Below are 22251 nucleotides of genomic sequence, written 5' to 3'. Positions count from 1 at the left end.
CCAACTAAGCCGGCCTCTTGGGCTATGGTTGGGCGACGGAGGCACGTCACACATGCTGGGCATTCACGAAATCTGGCTCTTCGTCCTGTCAGGCGTGCTGCTCAACATCACGCCGGGTCCTGATACGGTCTATGTGATCGGCCGCAGCATGCAGCTGGGCTGGCGAGGTGGCGCCGCGGCCGCACTGGGCATCAGTTGCGGCTGCTTTTTCCACGTCGCGGGCGCCGCAATCGGCCTTTCGGCCCTGCTGATGGCCTCATCGACCGCGTTCTCGATCCTGAAGCTGGTCGGAGCGGCCTATCTCGTCGTGACCGGGCTTCAGATGCTGTGGTCGCGCCCAGTGCTGGCCTCGGCCATCGACGAGCCGGTGCAGAGCTCGCTGCGGCGGGTTTTCCTCCAGGGCGTCTTCACCAACGCGCTCAATCCCAAGGTCGCGCTGTTCTTCCTGGCCTTCCTGCCGCAATTCGTCGCAGCCGACTCGGCGCACAAGCCGCTCGCATTCCTGATGCTCGGCCTGATCTTCATCTGCACGGGAACGCTATGGTGCCTGGTGCTGGCGGCGTTCGCGGCAAAGGCCGCCCACCGCTTGCGGAGCTCCGAAGGCGCGGTCGCCTGGGTCAACCGTGCCCTCGGCGGCCTCTTCATCTATCTCGGCATCCGCGTCGCCATGCTGGAGGCGCGGTAACTTCTTTTACGCGAATTCCTTCAGCAGCGCGCTGCCGGCGAGATAGAGGCCGAGCAGGATCATCGCGATCAGGAACCAGCGGCGAAACGCTTCCGCCGGCATTCGCGCCCGCACCGTTTGGCCGATATACATGCCGGCAAACGCGCACGCCATGCCGACCGCACCCGGCACTGCGTTGGCCGGCGTCAGCAATCCGCCCGCAGTGAGATTGAAGGCGAGCGCCAGTGTCGCTGTCGTGAAGAACACGCCGAGCGCCTGCACCAGCTCGTCCTTCTCCATGCCGATCGCCTGCATGAACGGCATCGAGGGAATCACCTGCACGCCGGTTGAGGCCGAGATCACGCCGGTGACCACGCCGACCACGCCGCCGACCCATTTCTCGTTCTTTGGCGCAACGTGAAACTGGAATTTGTTCAGCCCGATGATCGCGTAGATCACCAGGAGTGCGCCGAGCACGATCGTGCCGTAGCGCGCATGCGGGCCGGTGAGCGCGCCGGCATTGAGCCAGCACCCGATCACGGTGCCGATCATCAGCGGCCACAGCCGCCTCAGGATGTCGCGCAAATGGGGGCCGACGAAAGTCTGCCAGATGTTGGTGAGGATGGCGGGCACGATCACGATGGCGATCGCGCGGCTTGGCGCCATGCTCACCGCGAGCAGGCCCATGGACACCGTCGGCAGGCCGAGCCCGACCACGCCCTTGACGAATCCGGCAATCAGGAAAACGGCGGCGATGAGAACGAGGAGCGGGTCGATCATATCTGCACATTGACCGATGCCGCGCGCCGGCACAATCTGTAGCTTACGCAGCCAGCCTTCGGCTTAGACGAAGGCTGAAGGGACCCAGGATGCGCTTCGACCTCGTCGACCTCCAACTGTTCATCGCGGTCGCCGACCAGCGCAGCATCACCCGCGGCGCGGAGCGGTCGCATCTGGCCCTGGCCTCGGCCAGCGCCCGCATCAAGGGGCTGGAGGATGCGCTCGGCGTCGCGCTGCTCAAGCGCGGGCGCCGCGGTGTCGAATTGACCGCGGCCGGCGAGAGCCTGCTCGATCATGCCAGGGTCGTCATACACCAGATCGACGCCATGCGCGGCGATCTCGCCGGCTTTGCCAGTGGCGTGCGCGCGAGCGTGCACTTCCTGGCCAATACCTCCGGCCTCTCGGAGCATCTGCCGAAGGCGCTCGCCGGCTTCCTGCGCGAGCACCGCGACGTCGCCATCGACATCGAGGAGCGCGAGAGCACCGACATCGCGGCCGCGATCACTGCGGGCGCGGCCGATCTCGGCTTCGCCGCCGAGCATGCGCTGCCCGATCATATCGAGCGATTCGCCTTCAGCGAGGATCGCCTGACGCTGGTGACGTCCAGGCGCGGCCCGTTCGCCGGCCGCCGCGCGATCGATTTCCAGGAGGCGGGCGCTTGCGACTTCGTCGGGCTCACCAGCGCCACCGCGCTTCAGGTGCATATTTCGAAGCACGCCGCCAGGCTCGGCATGCGGCCGCATTACCGCGCACGCCTGCGCGATTTCGACGCGATCTGCCAGATGGTCGCCGCCGATGTCGGCGTTGCCCTGGTGCCCGAAGCCGCGGCCCGCCGCTGCGCGAAACTGATGCCGCTTGCCATGGTCCGCCTGCGCGATAGCTGGGCCAACCGCAAGCTCGTGATCTGCGCGCGAAGCTTCAAGTCGCTGCCGCGCCCGGCGAAGATGCTGGTGGAGCATTTGAGGGCGGCGGCGGTGTGAGCTCTGCGCTACCTCGCGGTCTCCACGCCAGCGTCCTTGATCACCTTCGCCCATTTCTTGGTCTCGTCCGCGATGAAGCTGCGAAAATGCTCCGGCTCATCGCCGACAAGCGTCGCGCCCTGGGCGGCGAGCTTTTCCTTCACCGCGGGATCCGCCATCGCCTTCGTGGCGAGGGCATGCAGCGCCGCGACGATCTCCTTCGGCGTGACCTTCGGCGCCACCATGCCGTACCAGTTCTCGATGCGCAGATCGGCAAAGCCGGCTTCCGCCGTGGTCGGCACGTCAGGCGCCGTCGGCGAACGCTCGGCGGAGCCAACTGCGATCGGTCGCAGGGCGCCCGCCTTGACCTGTGGCAGCAGCACGGGGAGGTCCAGGAACGTCATCTGCACCTGCTGGCCCAGCAGATCGTTCACGGCGGGCGCCGCGCCGCGATAGGGCACGTGCACGATGTCGATCTTCGCCGTCAGCTTGAACAATTCGCCGGCGAGATGCGGCAGGCTGCCGGGGCCGGAGGAGGCGAAGTTGAGCTTTCCGGGCTGCGCCTTGGCGAGCGCGATCAATTCCGCGATGTCCTTTGCGGGAACGTTGGTGGCGACAACGAGCATTTCCGGCACGGTCGCCACCAGCGTCACTGGTGTGAGGTCGTTGAGCGTATCGTAGGCGACCCTCTCCATGCTCGGGCTGATCGCCAGCGCGCCGGCGCTGGAGATCGCGATGGTGTAGCCGTCGGGTGCAGCCTTGGAGACGGCATCGGTGCCGAGCACGCCGCCCTGGCCGCCGCGATTGTCGATCAGCACCGGCTGTCCTGACAGCTCCGACATGCGCTGGCCGATCACCCGCGCGATGATGTCGTTGGGGCCGCCGGCCGGGAACGGCACGATCAGCTTGATCGGCTTGGCCGGGAAGTTCTGGGCGCAGGCCAGTGTCGGAACCAGAAGCAAGGCGGCGAGAAGGAGCGTGCGCCGGTTGGTCATGCAGGCTCCTATATCGCCTATCCGTTGAGCAGTTTCAGTGCTTCTTCGTGAACCCTGGCGTCGCCGGCCGCGACGATACGGCCGCCGCCCTGCGCCGGCTTGCCTTCCCAGGTGGTGACGACGCCGCCGGCGCCGGTCACGATCGGGATCAGGGCTGCGATGTCGTAAGGCTTCAGCTCGGTCTCAACCACGAGATCGACGTGACCTGCCGCCAGCATGCAATAGGAGTAGCAGTCGCCGCCATAGCGCGACAGCCGCGCGCCCTGCTCGATGCGGCCGAAGATGGCGCGGTCGCGCTCGTTCATCAGCAGCGGGCTGGTGGTGTAGGTCGTCGCCTCCGACAGCGAAGCACAGCGCCGGACCTGGAGCCGGCGCTCGCCGGAGGGGCCTTTATAATGAGCGGAGCCGCTGTCGCCGGAAAAGCGTTCGCCGATGAAGGGCTGGTGCATCATGCCGTAGACCGGCGTGCCCTTGTGCAGGAGCGCGATCAGGGTGCCCCAGATCGGAAAGCCGCCGATGAAGGATTTGGTGCCGTCGATGGGGTCGAGCACCCAGACATAGTCCGAATCCTCGCGCTCGTTGCCGAATTCCTCGCCAACGATGCCGTGCTGGGGAAAGTTGGCCTTGATCAGACGCCGCATCACCGCCTCCGCAGCGCGATCGGCCTCGGTCACGGGGTCGAATTCCCTAGTCTTGCTCTTGTCCTCGATCGACAGCGAGGTGCGGAAGAACGGCAGGATGGTTTCGCCGGAGGCGGTGGCGAGCCGTCCGATGAAGGCGGAGAAATCGATCACCGTCACGGCGTATCCTCAAAAAGCGAAAGTCGGGTGAAGCTCACTCCTGCCTAGCTCAAATCGGAAGAATCGTGCAGCGCTGTCTTGCTTTTGCACCCTGGTATTTTGGATGCGGGAAGCATTCGCCTCGTCGAAGACACCCGCTGGGCAAATATCGATCATTGAGTTGAAACCTTAGTTCCGGGCCTGCCTTGTTCGTATGCAAATGACTATCAACCCATTGAATTTCCTTATCAAAGGAACTGAATCTGGGTTTCTCTGGAAGCAACCGAGCTATGTCCTCATTGCATGGGAAATCGCTCGAAAGCCCTTGCACTTTGTGCGTCGCGGCCGCATATTGTTGCGGTGCGGTAGCGCTTCTCGCGTTACTGCTGCCCTCCTTGGGCGTTTCCTCCCTAGACTTGGGCCGCTTCTTCATTAGAAGCGGCCCTTTTTTCTTTCAGCCTCTGCTTTCTCTCAGCATCGGCTTTCATTTCAATGCGCGCCGCGAAACGCGTTCGCGCTGATCGCACCCAACACAATCGTTAGAAGAAAAACGTTGCGCCTATTCCGCCGCGGCCTGGAACGGGCCGAGATCGCCGAACGGGACCGTAGTCGCCAGCACGTCGGCGAGCACGCCGAAGTCCGACGCCACTTGCGCAAAGCGTGGACTGCGCTCGCGCCGCCGCTCGTCCATGTAGATTGCGCGGTTGAGCTCGAGCTGCACGGCGTGCAGGCCACTGGCCGGGTTGCCGTAATGCTCGGTGATGAAGCCGCCGGCATAGGGCTTGTTGCGGCCGATCGAATAGCCGAGGCCGGCCATGGTCTCCTCGACCCGGTCGGGCAATAGCGGCGTGCAGCTCGTGCCGTAGCGGTCGCCGATCACGATGTCGGGCCGGCGCGGCTCGTCGCGGGAGACGCCGACCGAGGGCATCGAATGGCAGTCGACCAGCACGACGGTGCCGAACATCTGGTGCACCCTGTTGATCAGCCGGCGCAGCGCGCGATGATAGGGCTTGTACAACGTCTCGATCCGCCCCAGCGCGTCGTCGACCAGGATGCGCTCGCGATAGATCTCCTGGCCGTCGCCGACCACGCGCGGAATGGTGCCAAGTCCGCCGGCAACCCGCATCGAGCGGGTGTTGGCAAAGCTCGGCAGGCGCCCGGTGAACATCCGGGGATCGAGCTCGTAGGGCTCGCGGTTGACGTCGACATAGGAGCGCGGAAAGTTGACCCGCACGGTCGGAAAGCCGCGCTCGCTGAGATGGCCGATCAGCTCGTCCATGAAGGAATCTTCGGAACGCCGCAGCGTCGGCAGGTCGATCCTGGAGGCGCTGAGAAATTCGTCCGGATAGGTCGAGCCGGAATGGGGCGAGTTGAAGATAACAGGCGCGCGCCATTGCGCGGGCTCAACGATCTCGAAGGCTGGCGACTTGTCGCCGTCAAACCGGGTCATCTTCTCAGGCTTCGTCCCTTGGTGTCAGGCTTCGTCCCTTGGCAATCAGGCTTTGCCCGTTGGTATCAGGCTTCACCCTTGGCGCCGCACGATCCAACAAGCCCGGCACCGGCCTCAACGCATTGATTCGGCCGATCGGGCGGCTCTTATGTGTCGTCATTGTCCGGAATCGCAACCATCCTGCCAAGCGAAAAGATGAGATCTGTGCTGGAACATGTCTTAACCCTGCGGGCAGCGAGGTGGGGACCGGCAGGTACGGCTCGATTGCTTCGAACTGCTTTCAGGTTCACAAGGGGCCGGCAAGCACAGCCGGCTGAGGGTAAAGATTTTCACCCCAAATTTACCCTCCGTCGGGCTTAGTGACCTCTGCTGATATCCTCTGGGGATTCGACATTTCCGCCATGCCAAAGATCCTGCTCGCCGAAGACGACAACGACATGCGCCGTTTCCTGGTCAAGGCGCTGGAAAACGCCGGTTTTCAGGTCTCGTCCCACGATAACGGCATGGCCGCTTATCAGCGGCTGCGGGAAGAGCCGTTCGAAATGCTGCTCACAGACATCGTGATGCCGGAGATGGACGGCATCGAGCTCGCCCGCCGGGCCTCGGAACTCGACCCCGACATCAAGATCATGTTCATCACCGGCTTCGCCGCGGTCGCCCTGAACTCGGATTCGGACGCCCCCAAGAACGCCAAGGTGCTGTCCAAGCCTGTGCATTTGCGCGAATTGGTCAGCGAAGTGAACAAGATGCTGGCGGCCTAAATCGGCCGCCTTCCGTCCTTGCACCGGCTCCCCTGAGCCGTTATAGGGACCCGACCCGATCTAGACGACATCTAGGGCGCGTAGCTCAGCGGGAGAGCACTACCTTGACATGGTAGGGGTCACAGGTTCGATCCCTGTCGCGCCCACCACGCTTCGCCTTCGGCTTCGCGTGGCACAGCCTGGAAAATCACGGCGAAGCGTGTCCGGCGTAGCTCGAAGAGCGGAGACGGACTGGAGCGGCAGCCTCCTTAGCCGACATACCGCCGCTAAATCCCCCTATTTCAGTTCCGTATTCGCGACCGGAAGGATGGAGGCGACGTGCCAGCCGTCCGCATCCTGAACGTAGGTCTGGCTGATCAGAAACGTGTTCTGTTGTGGCGGCTTGCCCGGAAGGCCGCGCGTAAAGACGATCGGCACGAGGACCTGCATGACCTCGTTCGAGATCACGGCGACGTGGAATTTCGACATGTCGGGCTCGAGGTGCCAGGTGCCTTCGTAATACGCCTTGAAGCGGTCGGCGATCGGATCACGGCCTCTGGTCTCGATCCCTCTCGCAAACAACAGCGTGCTCGGCGAATTCCAGAGCATGGCCTTCACATCGTTTGCGCTATGCGCATTCTGCGCGGCAATGAACTTGTCGAAGATGGCTCGCGCCTCGGCATCATTTGCGGCAGCGCGCGCAGGTCCGGCTGGCCAGAACGTTGCGGCGAAAAACAGCGCTGCGGTCATCACGGCAAGATGGGGGCGTCGCGCAATCGGTCGTGACCCGGCGCTGGCCAAAAACTTCCTGGGAAGGATCATGTTCACCTCGTTGTTTGCCGGCTGGCGTTTTGAATGCTGGTTGTCATACCATTGATCGCTTCGCTGATTTTTCAGGATCGCGCGATCAGAGCTCACAGCTGCATCACAGATGCGTTGGATCAGGCTGTCGGATGCCGCGGGACGTAACCGGCAAGCTCTCGCCGCCGGCGTCAAGTTGAGTTATCGTCTTGCAGTGTCATTAGCTCGGATGACATCCGGGCCACGATGCCGCCTGGCGCGATCCGGCCACATCACGGTGAAGGGAATGCGCACCATGCGAGGGAGCTGTCTTGCCGTGGCGATATTGTCGCTGATGGCGTCGCGGGCCGACGCAGCCATCATCGACTGGCAGGCTGAGCTCCAGCGCTGCCGCGCGCTGCGCGAAAACGTGGCGCCACTGCTGCAGGCCGGCCAAGGAATATCCGCAGTCGGCCGCTCCAATACGGCCGTGCGCCGTTGCATCTGGATCCAGCGCCGGGCGGTGCGCAAGAAAATCCCCGGCGCGGAGACCTGGTAGCTACGCAGACCGGGATCTGCCCATCTCTGAACAGACGTGTCCGAAAAGACGTGTCTGCAAAAAACTTGCCTGAAATAGACTTGCCTCAAATAGACTTGGACCCGCGCACGATCGTCTCCATAATCGACGCGGAAAGTGCATTGCTGCGGCAATCAACCCGCCAACAAAAATGCGGCACACTGCAGGGGAACTGGAGACGCCGATGTTCAAAACCCCGAGTCCGAAATTCGTGATGGCGCTCGCCGTCGTCACAGGCCTCGCGATGGCGCAAGCCCACGCGGATTCGTCGCTGCCGGTGGGACCGAAAGTCGGCGATCAGGACCTGTCCGGCTTTTATCGCTGGCCCCAAGCCCTCCCAGAAAGCCCCGGCGTGATGCTGCGCAGGGAGGCGATGCTTGCGCAGCCGGAGATCACGAGCGCCGGTGTCGCCGAGCGCATCCTCTACACGTCCACGGATGTGCGCTGGCACGCCGGTATCGTGCCGGTGAGCGGTACGGTCTATCTGCCCAAGGGCGAGCCGCCGGCCGGAGGCTGGCCGCTGGTCGCGTGGGCGCACGGCACGCTCGGCGTGTCGGATTCCTGTGCGCCGTCCTGGACCGGGCACAAGCCGCGCGATGCCACCTACATCCAGCGCTGGCTCGAGAACGGGTTTGCGGTGGTGGCGACCGATTATCAGGGTCTCGGCGGCGCGGGGCCGCATCCTTATCTGATCTGGGAGGCGGAAGGGCGCTCCGTGCTCGACGGCGCGCGTGCTGCGCTCGCCGCGTATCGCGACAAGCTCGCTTCAAAGGTTTTCGTCACCGGACAATCGCAAGGCTCGGGCGCCGCAATCGGCGCGACCGTGATCGCGGAAAGCTACGCGCCCGACGTGCCGCTGATCGCCACCGTGGCGACGGGCCTGGTGTCCACGTTCCCCGATGGCCCCTATAAGCCGCCGCAGACGACCGCGATCGCTTCGCCGATCTATACGTCGCTGATGATGCTCGGCGGCTCGTTGCCGGATGGCGCGCCGTCCGCCGACGATCTCGTCTCCGACAAGGGCAAGCCGGTCCTGAAAGCGGCGCGTGAAAGCTGCACGCCTGAGATGCGCGAGGTCGCGCGCAAGGACGGCATTACCGCCGAGAACGTCTATGTCGAGCCCATCGCCAATGTGCTGGCGCGGTTGACGCCGATCACGGACATGAAGGCCGTGCGGCTGAAGGTGCCGGTGCTGCTCGGGACCGGTCTTGCCGAATCCACGCTGGTCCCGACACGGCAATATGCCGAAGTCGCGGCGCTGTGCGCGGCCGGCAACGAGGTGGTCTGGAAGACTTATCCCGGCGCGACGCACAATGGCGGCCTGAACGCGGCCTTCCCGGATGCGCTCGCGTTCTTCCGCGGCATGCTCGCCGGACAAAAGCCGCAGGCCAATTGCGCGGGAATTGCCGAGCCCGGCGCTCCGGGCGAGGCCGCGAAGGGCATCGCTTTCAACGATTAGCTCACGAGATACTTCTTCACCGCCGCCTCGTCCCACACAATTCCGTTGCCGGGCTCCTCGCCCGGCAGGGCAAAGCCGTCCTTGACGATCAGCCGCGTTGAAAGCACCGCGTCGGCCCAGTCGACATATTCGAGCCAGTGCGCGGTGGGCGTTACGCACAAAAGATGCGCGCTGACTTCCGAGAACAGATGCGTCGACATCTCGATGCCGGCGGCGTGCGCCAGCGCGGCGGCGCGCAGCCAGCCGGTGACGCCGCCGATGCGCTGCACGTCGGGCATCACGAAGTCGCAGGCCTCGGCGGAGAGCGCGGATTGCATCGCGAACGCGCTGTCGAAATTCTCGCCGATCTGGACCGGCGTGCGCAGCGCGTCCGCGATACGGGCGTTGCCCTCATAATCGTCGTGACGGATCGGCTCCTCGATCCAGGTCAGCCCCTCGTCGTCGAGCATCTCGCCGCGGCGGATCGCCTCGGTCACCGTCAGCGCCTGGTTGTAGTCGCACATCAGCGTCACGTCGTCGCCGACGGCCTTGCGCACCGCGCGCACCACCTTGAGGTCTTCCCGCGCATCGGGACGGCCGACTCGGATCTTTGCGGCCTGAAAGCCCTCGGCCAGCAGCTTGTGGGCTTCCTCCACCGCGGCATCCGCCGGCATGATGCCGAGCCCCTTCGAATTGTAGGCCCTGACCGGTTTTGGCGCGCCGCCGAGCAGCCGCGCCAGCGGCAGGCCGCGTGCGCGTGCCAACGCGTCCCAGGCCGCCATGTCGATGCCGGATTGCGCCAGCCGCTGCAGGCCGGCGAGGCCGAGCAGGGTGAAGCGCTGGGTCAGCTTGCGCTCGATCTCGAACGGCAGCAGCTCGTCGCCCGCAAGCAGCTCTGACATTTCCGCGACCATCGCCGCCAACGGCTTCAAGGCCGAGGGCGTGATCGAGAACAGATAGGCGTGCCCCCGCACGCCCACGTCGGTCTCGCAGTCGATCAGCACCAGCGGCGCTTTTGCGACAGCCCCGGTCGAGGTCTTGAGCGGGAGGTTCATCGGCACGATGACGGGGCGCGCATTGAAGCGCTTGATACGGATGGTCTCGGTCATTTGGTGGATCTCCCGGCGGAGTGAATGCAGGTTCGTGCCGATCTTAAACATCCGTGATGAAACGAAAAGCCGCCGACCGCGACCACCATAAAATGGGGTTGCGCGGGAGTTGAAGCCGGCGTGAGAAGCCGAATTCAGTCCGGGCGTGCCCGGATGTTGCCAAGACTCAGGTGCGTCGCCTCTCCCGCTTGCGGGAGAGGTGGGGGGGGGGCGCCCGGGGGGGGGGGGGGGGGGGGGGGCGGGGCCAGGCCACCCAGGGCCCCGCGCGCCGGGTGAGGGCTTTCTCCTCTTGGGGGTTCTCGATTGCGGATGCACCCTCTCCCCAACCCTCCCCCGCAAGCGGGGGAGGGAGCGCACCTCTCCCTTCGATGCGATAAACACCGACGCTCCCTCAAGCGGGCAACTGCCCTGCCCGAGTCACCGCGCCGCGCCTTCCGTGAAGGCCGTCTCGATCACATCGCCGAAGGGTTGCCAGGAGCGGCCGTCGAACTGGACCAGCCGCATCTGCCTGATCGGCAGGTAGCTGTTCGGCGAGGTGTTCATCCTGATGTTGGGCAGCGCGACCGAGGGTTGATAATTCCTCAGCGAAGCCGCCTGACGCATGATGTTCTCGCGCGAGAGGTCATCGCCGCATTGCTTCAGCACCTGCGTCAGCGCCTCGGCCGCGGCATAGCCATAGAGCGCCGCGCTGCTGTTGGTGCTTTCGTCGTGATGGTATTTGTCCATGAAGGCGAACCAGTCCTTCATGGCGGGATCGTCCTTCCATGCGGGATCGCTAGGATCCTTCAGGAAGGCCGCCGAGATCACGCCGGAGGAATTCTCTAGGCCTGCGGGCGCCATCGCGTTGGCGATCGAGGCCGAGGCGTCGTTGACGATGAAGACCGGGCGCCATTTCATTGACGCTGCCAGCTTGATCACCTTGGACGCCGTCGACGGTACGCCGAGAAAGACGAAAATATCGGCACCGGCGCGCTTGAGGATCGAGACGTGTCCGTCGAGATGCTCGTCGGCAATGTCGAAGGCGATGTCGACGAGGACGAGACGGTTCAGATCGCCAAGGCCTTCCTCCATGCCCTTGAGAAGCGCACGCCCGAACTGGTCGTTCTGCCAGAGCACCACGATCTTCTTCCTGGGATAATAGGCCTGGAGATAGTTGGCGTAGATGCGCCCCTCCGACCGGAACGACGGCTGCCAGCCCATGGTCCAGGGAAACGCCTTGGCCTGGCTCAGCTCCTCGTCGCCGGAGGCGACGAACAGCTGCGGAATCTTCTTCGCGTTCAGATACCAGCGCGCGGCGAGATTGCCCGGCGTGCCGAACGAGCCGAACATCAAATGCACGTCGTCCGTCTCGACCAGCTTGCGGGTCAGCTCCAGCGCGGTCGTGGGGTCGGAATTGTCGTCGCGGGTGATGAAGCGGATCTTGCGGCCGTTGATGCCGCCGCGCGCGTTGACCATGTCGAAATAGGCAGCTTCCGCCTGGCCGATAGCGCCGAACTCCGAGAGCGGTCCCGAATACGGCATGACATTGCCGATGCGGATTTCGTTGTCGGCGGTGGGTTGATCGGCGCGCTCCTGCGACATCGCCCCGAGCGAGGCGTAGGAGATGATCAGAACGAACAGCAGCCTGCCGGTGACGCGCATGCTCGACACCTTGTCGTTGGCCCCCAACGAGGTCGGCTCAGTCCGCAGCAAGGCGATTGATCTACGTCAAGCGTTTGTCAAAGCTGTGGCCGGACGGCGGGCTTCTTGCCGGCCGAACGGAATGGCAAGCGTATTGACGTGCCGACCGTGGCGGGCCGTCCGCGGACCTCGAACTCGATCTCGACCCCGCGGTCGCGAAACCGGACGATACAGTGCAGGTTGCCGATGAAAAATGATTCTATCTGTGAAAGTTCACATTTGGGATAGCGGGCCTTAGTTTGGCTGGTGGTCAATATTGACCGGTGGCAGCAGAGCTTGCCGTTCCATCATGTTCCATCACCGCTCCCATTGGCATCCATCGATGACAGAGAGTATTGCGCTCCCGCCGGATCCAGGCAAGCCTCATGACCATTCAACGACCGCCTTGTCCTAAATGCCAGACGACAATGATGCTGGCGCGCATCACGCCCGGCTCCGCCGGTTTTGACATTCGTACCTTCGAATGTTCCGCTTGCGATTTCGTCGATCAGATCGCGGTCGATCTGGTCGACCCGATGAGATCGGCCCATACCTTGGCTTGGTTTCACAGCGAATTGCGGGCGCCTACGTAGGAACGCGCCCTACCCGGAACGATCGAGCGCCGAAAGCCTGGACGTGGGCGTTGGTTGAGAACAACCGATTGCAGCGCTCGGCTTGGCAGGTGCGGTGACGTGCTCAGTATGGATCGGTCCGACCTTGAGTGTTCCGCTCAGCGCTATTCTTCAGCGATCTTAGTGCTGCGCTTTGACAAACATGTCGAAGGAGGGTTTCCGAAAGACGGACGACCAATTCTTTCAAGTCCTTGTTCTCCTTTTCGAGAGAGTGGAGGGCGCGCTCCATTCGCAGTTCGTCTTCGAGACTCCGGGGCCAAAGGGTTGGCTGTCTTCGCTCGGTGATCATCCCTTCCTCCCAACAGCGCTACGTATCTCTTCGCGCTCTTTGGCATGACGCCCCCCAAAAAAACTACGTGCTCTCAACGACGATTCGCAGCTCAATATTGCTCAGCTTCGGCGGTTATCGCATTGGGTATCAGAAGGCTCGATTTGCCGGGGCGCTCTCAGTCGCCGCACTCGGATACGATGCTCCTTGCTACGAATCTCCTCGCTGTGAGGAAATGAGGCCTGCTAGGACAGCCATGTTGTCCAACCCTTCTACCTGCCGCCGGTGGTAGACGTAGTCACCCGAAGATCCGCATCAATAATGCTTTGCCGACGGGAGCGGCGCGTATGCCGGTGAATGCACTGACGTAGTCACCGGAATAGAAAGCGCGAATGAGATCGATGCGCGTGTTCAGGGTTTCATCAAACCGGACCGCAAATCCATCCCCAGTTCGTCGCACGACCAGGGCAGCTACTTTTCTTTCCTGGAGGGTGCAATGAACCGCGGTCCCGACTGGCGGTGGCTTGTCGCTCACGAAGCGGGCGCCCGTGATCGACATGTCTGCCAAACGGTAGATGAACTGCCGGCCACCGAGATTGAAAAGAACCGGCTCATCTCGCTCGAACCGCTCGGCCTTCCGTCGCCGCGGCTGCTCGATCGACACCAAGCAGACGATCATCAGAATGATCGCGTTGTACAAACTCCAGGCGAGCGCCAGGCTGCCATAGGCGATCATGTCGCCTTGCACATGAAGCACGAAGGCATAGACGATACCCGCGAGCGTAATCGCCAGTGCGGTGCCGTATACCCTGAGCAGTGGCCACTCGATGAAGCGTTGATCGCGATCCCCGCCCTTTGCGGTGACCTTGAATTTGTGCCCCTGCGTCTTGAGCAGCCCCGCCGCCACGGCCTTGAGAACCGCCGGCAGTGCAATGTATTGAGCGACATCCGACATCACCGCCATGGAGCGTCCGCGGGAAATCCAGGCCATGGTGAGCGAATACCAGACATAGAAGGGTAGGAAATATCCGAGGAGTTCGAAAAGATCCGCCTGGACGGCTTTGACGCCGAAGAGAAGATAAAGGCTCGGAACGACGAGACCGAATACCTTGACGACATAGGTCGAGGTCCAACTCATGAATGCTTCGATGAGAGACAGCCTGTCGATAACATCCAGCTGCGATCTTCGGGAAAAAGGGCCACTTCGCCCGCGAAAGATCTGCATGAAGCCAAGACACCATCGGCTGCGCTGGGTGATGTACTCCTTGAGGCCCTCCGGGGCCAGCCCCAAGGTCAGACGTTCGTTCAGGTACACCGTGCCCGCGCCAATTTCCTTCAGCCGCAGCGTCAGCAAGTAGTCCTCCGTCACGGAGTCGGTCGGAAAGCCGCCAATTTTCACGAGGGATGAGAATCTGATGACCGACGACGTGCCGCAACAAAAAGCCACGCCCCAAGCGTCTTTCGATGGCATCAGAATATCGAAGAAGAAACGCTGCTCGTCCGGCCAGACCTTGGTCGCGGCCAGGTTGGTTTGGATCGGATCCGCATTGATGAAATGCTGAGGCGTTTGCACCACGCCTACGCGCTGATCGCCGAAGAAGCACATCGCGCGGGCGAGGAATTCGGGCATCGGAACGAAATCGGCGTCGAGGATCGAAATGAAGTCAGGGGGATCGGCGAGCTCCGCCACATGCCGCAGGGCGTGATTGATGTTGCCAGCCTTGGCGTCGGTGTTGTCGGGGCGCGCCAGATAGCGGCAGCCGAGCTGGCCGGCAAGCTTTTCGAGCCAGTCACGCCGCCCGTCGTCCAGAACCCAGACACGGTAGTTGGGATAGTTCATTCCCGTGGCGCCGATGATTGTGCGCTCCAGGATCGACGTTTCCTCGTTGTAGGTGCAAACGAATACGTCGATCAGCGGAGCTTGCCGCCCGGCAAGCCACCGCCTGTTGGCTTCGACTTGCGGCGTACGATCGGTCGTGCGGCTGAGAAATACCAGCGACAGTGCACCCGCTGCAAGCGATGCAGCCTCGACGATGAGGAACAGAAATCCCACGGCGAAATCGGCGGTCCAGCCGACGGGCGGGACCGTTGCCGTCATGCGCCATCCAAAATAACGGAGCATGAGCAGCAACACGATTGAAATCATCAGCGAACGCGCCGCGGAGTTTTCGTGCCTGAGCCAGGGAAGGACGGCAACGCAGAACCCGAGCGCAATAAGGCCCGGCGTCAGCGCGGCGATCATGGCTTTCTCGCCGTGTCTGCCGAGAAGATGACGCGTCCGGTTCGCCCGACCGGACAATCGTTGGAGCCATCGTTGAGGTCGGGGACAGAAATCGTCGCGCGATACGGTTCCTTGCTCAGCGCATCGGGATTAATGGCGAGGTTCGCTGCGGCCCCTGCGGAGCCGGTGAGATTGACGACGGTGCCAGCCAATTCGGGCCCGCCGGCGCTCGGCCGGAAATGTGCGAGAGATCCCAGTTTCAGCCCGTTATACACGCTCTCAGTGACGTTCGCCGTCACCACGGCACCGGAACAATCGAGTAGACGGACGAGCGGTTGTCCGGCCCGGACGTCCTCTCCAGGCGCCGTCATGACCTCCCATATTCGGCCGGCGATGGGGAATTTGATGTCCGCCTCGGAGCGGCTGATGTAACGAGATCGTTCGGATTCAATCTCGCCGACGAGCCACGAGATTTGCGCATCAGCATGCGCTACGTCCGCGGTGAGCCCTTCAGCCCGCTGCCGCATTTCCTCCTCACGCTGCACCGAGCTCGGACGATCGTTGTAGCTGTCGCCGAGGAACGTGCCCTCGCGCGCGGCGGTGAGCTCAACCTGGGTTGCATCCAGGCGGCGGCGCGCGCCGATTTCGGTTTGCTGGGCAATGGTTTGATCCCGCGTCAAGCGCCCAAGCTCGACAGACGAAACGCTGCCCGATTTGATAAGCGATGAAGCTCGTTCCACCGCGGCCGCCGCCTCCTCGCGACGCGCTGCGGCGGCTTCGATTGATGTTTGGATTTCTGCGATGCGCGCCTCGAGCTGACGGATGCGCCCCGCTGTGAACAGGGCCGCCTGACGCGCCAGATCCTTCTGCGCCGCCTGGGCTGAAGCTATCTTCGAAACGAGGCTCGGCCTTTCGTTTTCGAGGCGAGACATCTGACTGCGTAGATCATCGAGCCGCACGCGGTCTCCGCGCGGATTGACGACACGAAGGATGAAAGTGCCCTCGCCGACGATGCCTAAATCGCCTGCCAGACTGGCCCCCGCTGAAATCTTCCCGTCGATCGGCGACCTCAATGTCACGAGCCTGGAATTGACGACGGCTTCGACGCTTGACGTCTGGAAAAGCGCCCTGAGCGGCAGCCAGCCGAATACTGCGACGATGGCGATGCCCGCTGCGGCCTTCACAAATCGGCGAAGCGTCCGGCTCGGCTTGGATTGCGCCAGATCCGCGGCCGCAGCGCCGCCAGTTGCCGGGGCATCGGTATTGCCGGGACTGAGACGCGCATCCAACGCGCGTTGCAAACCGTGCGCGTCATGGTTTCCGTCCATCGCGAGAGGCTTCGCGATATCTGGACCGCCGCTTTCGAGCGTCGAACCGAAACGCGTTTTGTTTTGCATCATACACCTGACAGCTAACGCGCAACCTCAGAGCGAGATGCCGTCGGCCGGACCCAAATGCAATCTTGGTGTTGAAACAGTTAGTTGAAACAAGAGAACTGTCTGCAATAGAGAGCCGCCAAGAGCCGCGTTGGCCGAACGGAACAGGGTCGGTGCTACCGTTCGGCTGATAAGTTGACGAGGTGCAGCTTGGTGGCTTGGGCCGGCGCGGGCGAAGCCGGTGGCATTGCCTTCTCAAAGTCCGCGAGAATGCTGGCGCCGAGCTCCGAGGCGGGGATCGGCCGGCCGAAGAAGAAGCCTTGCACCTGATCACCCTCGGCCGCGTCGAGAAAAGCTGCCTGGTTGGCGGTTTCGACGCCTTCGACCGTGACGCGCATGTGCAGTTCCCGTCCGAGCGCGATGATCGCTTTCACTACTGTCCCGACCTGACAATGGGGGCCGTTGAGGCTCTGCATGAAGGCTCGATCGATCTTGATCTTGTCGAACGGAAAGCGCCACAGATAGCTGAGGCTCGAATAGCCAGCCCCGAAATCGTCCATCACGATGGCAACGCCAATCGTCTTGAGCGTCCGGAGTTGCGCCATGATCGTTTCGGTGTTGCCGAGCAGCAGGCTTTCGGTGATCTCCAGTTCGAGCCGGTGCGCCGCGAGTCCAGCCTCTGTTAGTGCGGTGGCGACGATGTCACCGATGTTGCCCGCCACGAACTGCGCGGGTGACAGGTTCACTGCAACGGTCAGGTGCGCCGGCCAGGTCGCGGCCGTGCGGCATGCCTCCCGCAATACCCACGCCCCGATCTTGTCGATAAGCCGCAAGTCCTCGGCGACCGGAATGAAGGTCAATGGCGGAATGAGGGTTCCGTCCGCCGCGGGCATCCGGATCAGCGCTTCGAATCCGGCAAGGCGGCGCCGGGATACTTCGAAGAGCGGCTGGTAATGCAATTCGAAGCGATCATTCAGCACCGCCTCGCGAATCGCCCTCTCAAGCTCGATGCGCGCTTGCAGCTCGGTGTCCATTTCGGGCAGGAAAAACCGGATGCAGTTGCGGCCGGCTGCCTTGGCCGCGTAGAGCGCGAGGTCAGCACTCTTGAGCAACCCCTCGGGGCTGGTGTCTTCCCCCGTCGCCAGCGCCACGCCGATGCTAGCGGTGGTGAGGATCTCGTGCTGCTTGAATTTCACGGTCGCATTTATCGCGGCGGCGAGATGGCTCGCAAACGACTCGGCCTGAGCTTTGCCGGCGATGCCGCACTGCACGACCACGAATTCGTCGCCGCCGAGCCGCGCCACCACGTCGTCGATCCTGACCGCGGCGCGAAGACGCTTGGCGATGGACTTGAGCAGAAAATCGCCGCCGTCGTGACCAAGCGAATCGTTGACCTCCTTGAAACGGTCGATGTCGATGAAGTGTACGGCAAGGCTGCTGCCCCGCATCGGCAGGCGAGCGATGGCGCTCTCCAGTTTTTCGATCAGCTGCGGGCGATTGGTCAGCCCGGTCAACGCGTCATGATGGGCGAGAAACCGGATGCGCCGGTCAGCGTGCTTCACCTTTGTTTCCCGATACCAGGCAATTGCGGGAATGGAGAAGGCGAGACCTGACAGCAGGCAAAGAAACACGGCTGCGGTCAGGAACGTATTGTGGACATTCTTGCGTTGCTCGGTTTCATCCACGTAGGCCGCAACGACAGCGGTGAGGCGACCGTCGGTCTGGATCGGGACATAGGCGCGGGCGAAGAATGCCGGTCGGTCGGGCGAATTTCCCTCCCCGACGTCGATGATCGGTTGACCGTCAACCGCTGATCGCGCTGCATCGGGGCTATATTCAGACAAGTCGACGAGCGCGATCTTTTCGCGGGTCGAAACGAACTGGGAGTAGCCATTACGGTTGAATATTTCGTAGTGAAAGACCTCGCCGGAATTTCGCGCCGACCGGAAGAACGCCATGCTCGCGGCGGAAGGCTGCTCGCCGCCGGCGATCTGCTCGAGATCGGCGACACTGGCCGCAAGGAACCTCGCCCAGCTACGAGCGGTCGACGTCGCATCTTGACGGAGAAGATGTTCGGTCGTGATTTTCAGGGTGGTCCCGGCGCCCAGCAACAGAATGGCGAGCGCGGCGACGATGGTGACGATGTTTCGCTGAGGCCGGATCCTGGCGAGTGACGGCATCAGTGCTACCGCGTCGATCGCATTTTCGTGAGCTCGGCCCGAGCGGTTTTCAGCAGCTCGGCATTGCGCTCACTTTTCGAAGCCCAATCGTCGGCAACGGCCGCGAACACGGCATTGGCCGCATCGAGGTCCGACGGCGAGGGTATGGTCACCTGGCGTTTGGGATCGGTCTTCAGCTCACCCATGATGCTGTTTTCCACGGCTTCGTAGGTATCCATGAAGCGCCCGGCAGACCATGCACCACTGTATTTGAGGATGATCGCCTGCGCCGATTTCGGCAGCCGGTTGAACGTCTTCCGATTCATCAAGACCATCAGCGGCGCGCCGCCGACACCAAGAAGGTAATGATAAGTCGCAACGCGTTTGATGCCGTAATCGACCACTGAAGCAGGGTTCACGAGGGCGCCATCGATGCTGCCGTTGCCGATGGCTTCGGAGATCTTGTTGACCGGCAGGAGCACAGGCCGCGCCCCGAGCTTTTCGAGCGCTGCGGCTTCGCCAGGATTGTTGACGCGAATTCTCTTGTCCTTGAGATCGTTCAACGACGTGATCGCGATATTGCTGTGGATCGTCTCAGGCTCGCTGACATAAGCGCCGATCACGATGTAGTCATCGTATCCTTGCAGCGCGTTGGCGGCCATCAGCCGGCCGAACACCGCAACGGACTCCCGCATGCTCGCAAACAGGCCGGGCATTTCGATGATTGCGTTATCCGCAAACCGGTTGCGCGTCAGCCCCGTCACGACGTAGGCGATGTCGGCCCTACCGTCGAGCACGAGCTGGGGCTGCTCAGCCGGATCCTTGCCAAGCGCGCCGCTGAAATAGGTTTCAATTTCGATCTGGCCTCTGGCCTCGGTGTTGACCGCCTCGACGAACGGCTTGACCGCGGCGAGATAACTCGTCGAGCGGTCGGAGCTGAAGAAGGCCAATTTGAGCTTGACCGGTTCGGCGGCTGAGGTCGAAATCAACGCAAACGAGATCACCGCGCATCGTGCCAGCAACGTAAGCATCGGTTTTCCGATCGTGGCAGCGACGGGTCACACAGTTGTGCGAAACGCCGATTTTCTCGGTCTCTAGCGGACCCTCATAGATTGAACTACTTCAAGTAACTCTCCTAGATAGCACGCGGTGCTCCAGGCGGCGACCAGGATCGCGAATCGTGGTTTAAGGCGTGCTAACGTCGGCGAGGCGTGGCCGGTATCGGCGTGCTCCCGGCACGCCGCTACGGCAGACCGCGCGCCTCGAGCTGATGCACCAGCAGCAGCGTCGGCTCGGCGAGGCTGTCGCCGGAGCCGTCGAGACCGAAGGCGCTCGCGATGCCGTCGCGGCTGCGCAGCAGCGCACTACGCGGACAATGGCCGGCGCCGCAGAGCGTCTTCTTCAGGGTCTCGCCCTGCGCCGTGATGCCGGCGGAATCATCCGCGGCCCAGGCCAGCACGATCGGGACGTCGACATTGAGGATGCCGGGGAAGACCGAGCGCTTGTTGTACTGGCTGGCGTCGCTGCCGAGATAGGCCTTCTCGCTGTCGCTCGCGTCCTTGCCGGCGCGGTAGACGCCGGACACCAGCACGACTGCCGCAACATCGGCGCGGTCGGTCTGGAGTTCGGGATGGGCCAGCAGGGTGGCGACATGGAAGGCGCCGGCGCCGTAGCCGACTGCGACGATCTCGCGGGCATCGCCGTTGAACAGGTCGATATTGCCGTGGACCCAGGACAGCGCCGCCGCTACGTCGGTCGCACCCGCCGGCCACGTCGCCGAGGGCGCCAGCCGATAGTTGACGCGCACGCCGACCATGTCGTTGCGTGCGGCAAAGCACATGGCTTGGTCCTGGATCTGACGCGACAGCTCCGGCGCGGCGCGGTCGCCGGTGAAGGTGTCGCCGGTCACGAACAGCAGCACCGGACGCGGCGTATCCGCCTTGGTCGTGGCGGTGGCGACATCGAGCACATTGGCTTCGCTCTCGCCGTAGCGCAGGCCGCGCGAGAAGGTGACCTGCTCGCACAGCCGCGCGGTGCCGCCCGCGGTGGTGTCGTTGTCGGTGAGGCCCACCCGGACGAGATCGGACGGCGCGTCCGGCCGCATCGGTAGGGGACCTTGTGCGGAGGCTGCCGTCAGGCCCAGAGTCAGAAAAAATGCGAGAAAATTCTTCATGTCGGTGTTGGCCCTGCGTGCCCGATATGGGCTCGCGCGTTTGGCCCGTCTTTTCAATTCGCCTTTATTAGTTAGCTGGTCATGAGGCGATTTCACGGCACCCATGGTTCTCTCGGCTCGTCCTCCGCGCGTGGTTCAATTCCCCGGCTGAAACGTGCACTCCGCCCCGCTGCCGTCCTTCCGGCGGATTGCGTTGGGGTCGATCGTGCAGCTCAGCTTGGTCAGGCTCTCGAAATTCGATCCCGCGGCGCCGTCGGACGGAATGCCGGCCAGTGCTTCGGTGGCGAAGATCTCGCTGGCCGTGGAGCCGTTCACCGTCCTGGTCTTCTTGCCGAAGGTGACCTCGCAGTTCCGCACGGTGATGTCGACATTGCCGGCGCGACAAACGATTCGATCGGCGGTCACCACGATCGGCTTCTTGTAGGGAATGTCGCTGTTGGCGGCGAACAGCATCGCCATCGCCTTCTTCTCGGCGCCGGACAGGACCGACGACAGCGGCGCGATCACCCCCGCGAGCGCCAGCGCCGTCGAGCCCGAGACTTTTGCGGGCGTCGCGTCGGAGGCATCGGCGACGCCGGAGGCGGTAGCGACAACGAGGGTGCAGGCGAGGATCAATCGACCGGGCTTCATCTTGGCTCCCTGGACCTGCAGTCGCGGCTTCCTCCCGCGCGGCGCGTGGAACCAGTTTAGCATGTAAACGCGAATTGGAAGGCAAGTTCGCCGGGCCTTGCGCCTTTGCGCGGTGCGGCTGTTTTGCCCCGAGGTGTCAAACGGTTATGCCGCGGGGCCGAGCCTCGCGCCGACACGGCCGTTCTACTGTGCATGGGGTTGTTTTCGCGTTTTTTTGTTTTGGCCCGCTCTTCAGGCCTGCTTCATCGTCCGGAAGGTGATGGAATAGCGGCGCGCCTCGACCGGCGGGATGCTGTGCTCCCATTGCGACCGCGCCTCCCCGTCCATCATGTAAAGCGAGCGCGGCAGAGCTTCGAGCGTGTGGCGCTCCCATTTGTCGCCGCCGCGGCGGCGGAAGCGGAATTTGCAGGACGAGCCGAGCGACAGGCCGAGGATTTTGTCGAAATGCGGCTTGTCGCGATGCCAGCCGATGCCGACGCCGGCGTCGTATTCGGTGCAGAGCACTTGCCGCACGCTGCCGGCGGCAAGCCCCGCCCATGCCTCGACCTGCCGTGCGGCGGGGACGACCCAGTCCGGGATCGGCTCGGCCTCGGCCAGCCGCTGCAATGTGTAGTCATAGCGATAGCCGAAGGACGCCACCCGGCGGTTGCCCTCGAAGGCGCCGAACTGGAAGCGCTGGAGCGGCAATGCTGCGATGCGGCCGATGAGCGCCTGCTCGGCGGCGGCCTCGACGAAGTCATCGGTGTAGCGAAGGCCGGCAGGCCCTGCTTGCGGATCGGCGAACAAACCAAGCTGCGTCATTCCTCGCATTTCCGTGATGGAACCTAATGGTGGCTGATGCGACTTACATATGACGCGGAAA

20 protein-coding genes and 1 tRNA gene are annotated in these 22251 nt (G+C 63.1%); 7 read left to right on the top strand and 14 right to left on the bottom strand.

Annotated elements, in window-relative coordinates; translation table 11 throughout:
* The first annotated feature begins 52 nt into the window (after window positions 1-52).
* Window positions 53-685 carry a LysE family translocator gene (locus tag AC0L3K_RS22855; protein ID WP_473366947.1) on the top strand — a complete coding sequence of 211 codons (633 nt, stop codon included), beginning with the start codon at window positions 53-55 and terminating at the stop codon, window positions 683-685.
* A 6-nt stretch (window positions 686-691) separates the two neighbouring features.
* Here the strand turns inward: AC0L3K_RS22855 and AC0L3K_RS22850 are convergent, their stop codons facing one another.
* Window positions 692-1444 (bottom strand): sulfite exporter TauE/SafE family protein, encoded by a 753-nt coding sequence (locus AC0L3K_RS22850; protein ID WP_473287870.1) that lies wholly within the window; start codon window positions 1442-1444, stop codon window positions 692-694.
* Between the two features lie 89 nt (window positions 1445-1533).
* Between AC0L3K_RS22850 and AC0L3K_RS22845 the strand changes: the two genes are divergently transcribed.
* Window positions 1534-2424 (top strand): LysR substrate-binding domain-containing protein, encoded by an 891-nt coding sequence (locus AC0L3K_RS22845; RefSeq protein ID WP_473366946.1) that lies wholly within the window; start codon window positions 1534-1536, stop codon window positions 2422-2424.
* Between the two features lie 8 nt (window positions 2425-2432).
* On the opposite strand, the gene AC0L3K_RS22840 is transcribed toward AC0L3K_RS22845, so the two are convergent.
* From AC0L3K_RS22840 to AC0L3K_RS22830, 3 genes are all read right to left on the bottom strand, one after another.
* The gene (locus AC0L3K_RS22840; protein ID WP_473366945.1) at window positions 2433-3398 is read right to left on the bottom strand and encodes a Bug family tripartite tricarboxylate transporter substrate binding protein; all 966 of its coding nucleotides are present in this window, start codon (window positions 3396-3398) and stop codon (window positions 2433-2435) included.
* A gap of 17 nt (window positions 3399-3415) precedes the next feature.
* A complete protein-coding gene (hisN, locus tag AC0L3K_RS22835; protein ID WP_219680659.1) occupies window positions 3416-4198 on the bottom strand; it encodes a histidinol-phosphatase in 783 nt (260 codons plus the stop codon).
* Window positions 4199-4736: 538 nt separating this feature from the next.
* Window positions 4737-5627: an N-formylglutamate amidohydrolase gene (locus tag AC0L3K_RS22830; RefSeq protein WP_007597106.1), complete on the bottom strand. Its 891-nt coding sequence runs from the start codon at window positions 5625-5627 to the stop codon at window positions 4737-4739.
* Window positions 5628-6028: 401 nt separating this feature from the next.
* On the opposite strand from AC0L3K_RS22830, the gene cpdR reads away from it, so the two are divergent.
* Together cpdR and AC0L3K_RS22820 are read left to right on the top strand one after the other, a co-directional pair.
* A complete protein-coding gene (gene cpdR, locus AC0L3K_RS22825) occupies window positions 6029-6388 on the top strand; it encodes a cell cycle two-component system response regulator CpdR (RefSeq protein ID WP_007597092.1) in 360 nt (119 codons plus the stop codon).
* Between the two features lie 74 nt (window positions 6389-6462).
* A tRNA-Val gene (locus AC0L3K_RS22820) sits at window positions 6463-6537 on the top strand.
* Between the two features lie 127 nt (window positions 6538-6664).
* Here the strand turns inward: AC0L3K_RS22820 and AC0L3K_RS22815 are convergent.
* Entirely contained in the window at window positions 6665-7363 is a 699-nt protein-coding gene (locus tag AC0L3K_RS22815; RefSeq protein ID WP_354201669.1) for a DUF4440 domain-containing protein, read from the bottom strand.
* 100 nt (window positions 7364-7463) lie between these two features.
* Between AC0L3K_RS22815 and AC0L3K_RS22810 the strand changes: the two genes are divergently transcribed.
* Window positions 7464-7706: a hypothetical protein gene (locus AC0L3K_RS22810; protein ID WP_035995285.1), complete on the top strand. Its 243-nt coding sequence runs from the start codon at window positions 7464-7466 to the stop codon at window positions 7704-7706.
* Window positions 7707-7908: 202 nt separating this feature from the next.
* Window positions 7909-9183, top strand: a complete 1275-nt coding sequence (locus AC0L3K_RS22805) for a lipase family protein (protein WP_473366944.1) — start codon at window positions 7909-7911, stop codon at window positions 9181-9183.
* On the opposite strand, the gene AC0L3K_RS22800 is transcribed toward AC0L3K_RS22805, so the two are convergent.
* On the bottom strand, window positions 9180-10271 hold the full coding sequence (locus AC0L3K_RS22800; protein WP_473366943.1) for an enolase C-terminal domain-like protein: 1092 nt from the start codon (window positions 10269-10271) through the stop codon (window positions 9180-9182). The genes AC0L3K_RS22805 and AC0L3K_RS22800 overlap by 4 nt on opposite strands.
* A 417-nt stretch (window positions 10272-10688) precedes the next feature.
* Complete coding sequence (locus AC0L3K_RS22795) at window positions 10689-11912, bottom strand: ABC transporter substrate-binding protein (RefSeq protein WP_473366951.1); 1224 nt, start codon at window positions 11910-11912, stop codon at window positions 10689-10691.
* Between the two features lie 404 nt (window positions 11913-12316).
* Here AC0L3K_RS22795 and AC0L3K_RS22790 point away from each other — a divergent pair, with 404 nt between their 5' ends.
* Window positions 12317-12523, top strand: coding sequence for a hypothetical protein (locus AC0L3K_RS22790; protein ID WP_035993660.1), 207 nt, complete (start codon window positions 12317-12319; stop codon window positions 12521-12523).
* 605 nt (window positions 12524-13128) lie between these two features.
* Here the strand turns inward: AC0L3K_RS22790 and AC0L3K_RS22785 are convergent.
* The 7 genes from AC0L3K_RS22785 to AC0L3K_RS22755 all read right to left on the bottom strand — a co-directional run bounded on the left by AC0L3K_RS22785 (window position 13129) and on the right by AC0L3K_RS22755 (window position 22190).
* Window positions 13129-15072 (bottom strand): glycosyltransferase, encoded by a 1944-nt coding sequence (locus AC0L3K_RS22785; RefSeq protein ID WP_473366942.1) that lies wholly within the window; start codon window positions 15070-15072, stop codon window positions 13129-13131.
* The gene (locus tag AC0L3K_RS22780; protein ID WP_035993653.1) at window positions 15069-16451 is read right to left on the bottom strand and encodes an HlyD family secretion protein; all 1383 of its coding nucleotides are present in this window, start codon (window positions 16449-16451) and stop codon (window positions 15069-15071) included. Before AC0L3K_RS22780 ends, AC0L3K_RS22785 begins: the two co-directional genes overlap by 4 nt.
* Window positions 16452-16603: 152 nt before the next feature.
* A complete protein-coding gene (locus AC0L3K_RS22775) occupies window positions 16604-18607 on the bottom strand; it encodes a putative bifunctional diguanylate cyclase/phosphodiesterase (RefSeq protein WP_473366941.1) in 2004 nt (667 codons plus the stop codon).
* 5 nt (window positions 18608-18612) lie between these two features.
* The gene (locus AC0L3K_RS22770) at window positions 18613-19617 is read right to left on the bottom strand and encodes a TRAP transporter substrate-binding protein (protein ID WP_007597075.1); all 1005 of its coding nucleotides are present in this window, start codon (window positions 19615-19617) and stop codon (window positions 18613-18615) included.
* Window positions 19618-19829: 212 nt separating this feature from the next.
* Window positions 19830-20759, bottom strand: coding sequence for an alpha/beta hydrolase (locus AC0L3K_RS22765; RefSeq protein WP_219680676.1), 930 nt, complete (start codon window positions 20757-20759; stop codon window positions 19830-19832).
* A 135-nt stretch (window positions 20760-20894) separates the two neighbouring features.
* A complete protein-coding gene (locus tag AC0L3K_RS22760; RefSeq protein WP_007597073.1) occupies window positions 20895-21389 on the bottom strand; it encodes a hypothetical protein in 495 nt (164 codons plus the stop codon).
* Window positions 21390-21620: 231 nt separating this feature from the next.
* Window positions 21621-22190 (bottom strand): alpha-ketoglutarate-dependent dioxygenase AlkB, encoded by a 570-nt coding sequence (locus tag AC0L3K_RS22755; protein ID WP_219680681.1) that lies wholly within the window; start codon window positions 22188-22190, stop codon window positions 21621-21623.
* Window positions 22191-22251 lie beyond the last annotated feature (61 nt).

The sequence above is a fragment of the Bradyrhizobium sp. MI1.10 genome (assembly GCF_055811035.1).
This window is presented reverse-complemented; position numbering and strand designations above follow the sequence as displayed.

Bases quoted from the DNA above. Each gene is read 5' to 3' on its own strand.
- AC0L3K_RS22805 (WP_473366944.1), top strand. From the start codon at position 7,909: ATGTTCAAAACCCCGAGTCCGAAATTCGTGATGGCGCTCGCCGTCGTC.
- AC0L3K_RS22760 (WP_007597073.1), bottom strand. From the start codon at position 21,389: ATGAAGCCCGGTCGATTGATCCTCGCCTGCACCCTCGTTGTCGCTACC.
- AC0L3K_RS22790 (WP_035993660.1), top strand. From the start codon at position 12,317: ATGACCATTCAACGACCGCCTTGTCCTAAATGCCAGACGACAATGATG.
- AC0L3K_RS22800 (WP_473366943.1), bottom strand. From the start codon at position 10,271: ATGACCGAGACCATCCGTATCAAGCGCTTCAATGCGCGCCCCGTCATC.
- AC0L3K_RS22850 (WP_473287870.1), bottom strand. From the start codon at position 1,444: ATGATCGACCCGCTCCTCGTTCTCATCGCCGCCGTTTTCCTGATTGCC.
- AC0L3K_RS22840 (WP_473366945.1), bottom strand. From the start codon at position 3,398: ATGACCAACCGGCGCACGCTCCTTCTCGCCGCCTTGCTTCTGGTTCCG.
- AC0L3K_RS22845 (WP_473366946.1), top strand. From the start codon at position 1,534: ATGCGCTTCGACCTCGTCGACCTCCAACTGTTCATCGCGGTCGCCGAC.
- AC0L3K_RS22785 (WP_473366942.1), bottom strand. From the start codon at position 15,072: ATGATCGCCGCGCTGACGCCGGGCCTTATTGCGCTCGGGTTCTGCGTT.
- cpdR (WP_007597092.1), top strand. From the start codon at position 6,029: ATGCCAAAGATCCTGCTCGCCGAAGACGACAACGACATGCGCCGTTTC.
- AC0L3K_RS22810 (WP_035995285.1), top strand. From the start codon at position 7,464: ATGCGAGGGAGCTGTCTTGCCGTGGCGATATTGTCGCTGATGGCGTCG.
- AC0L3K_RS22830 (WP_007597106.1), bottom strand. From the start codon at position 5,627: ATGACCCGGTTTGACGGCGACAAGTCGCCAGCCTTCGAGATCGTTGAG.
- AC0L3K_RS22765 (WP_219680676.1), bottom strand. From the start codon at position 20,759: ATGAAGAATTTTCTCGCATTTTTTCTGACTCTGGGCCTGACGGCAGCC.
- AC0L3K_RS22855 (WP_473366947.1), top strand. From the start codon at position 53: ATGCTGGGCATTCACGAAATCTGGCTCTTCGTCCTGTCAGGCGTGCTG.
- AC0L3K_RS22780 (WP_035993653.1), bottom strand. From the start codon at position 16,451: ATGATGCAAAACAAAACGCGTTTCGGTTCGACGCTCGAAAGCGGCGGT.
- AC0L3K_RS22775 (WP_473366941.1), bottom strand. From the start codon at position 18,607: ATGCCGTCACTCGCCAGGATCCGGCCTCAGCGAAACATCGTCACCATC.
- AC0L3K_RS22755 (WP_219680681.1), bottom strand. From the start codon at position 22,190: ATGACGCAGCTTGGTTTGTTCGCCGATCCGCAAGCAGGGCCTGCCGGC.
- AC0L3K_RS22770 (WP_007597075.1), bottom strand. From the start codon at position 19,617: ATGCTTACGTTGCTGGCACGATGCGCGGTGATCTCGTTTGCGTTGATT.
- AC0L3K_RS22795 (WP_473366951.1), bottom strand. From the start codon at position 11,912: ATGCGCGTCACCGGCAGGCTGCTGTTCGTTCTGATCATCTCCTACGCC.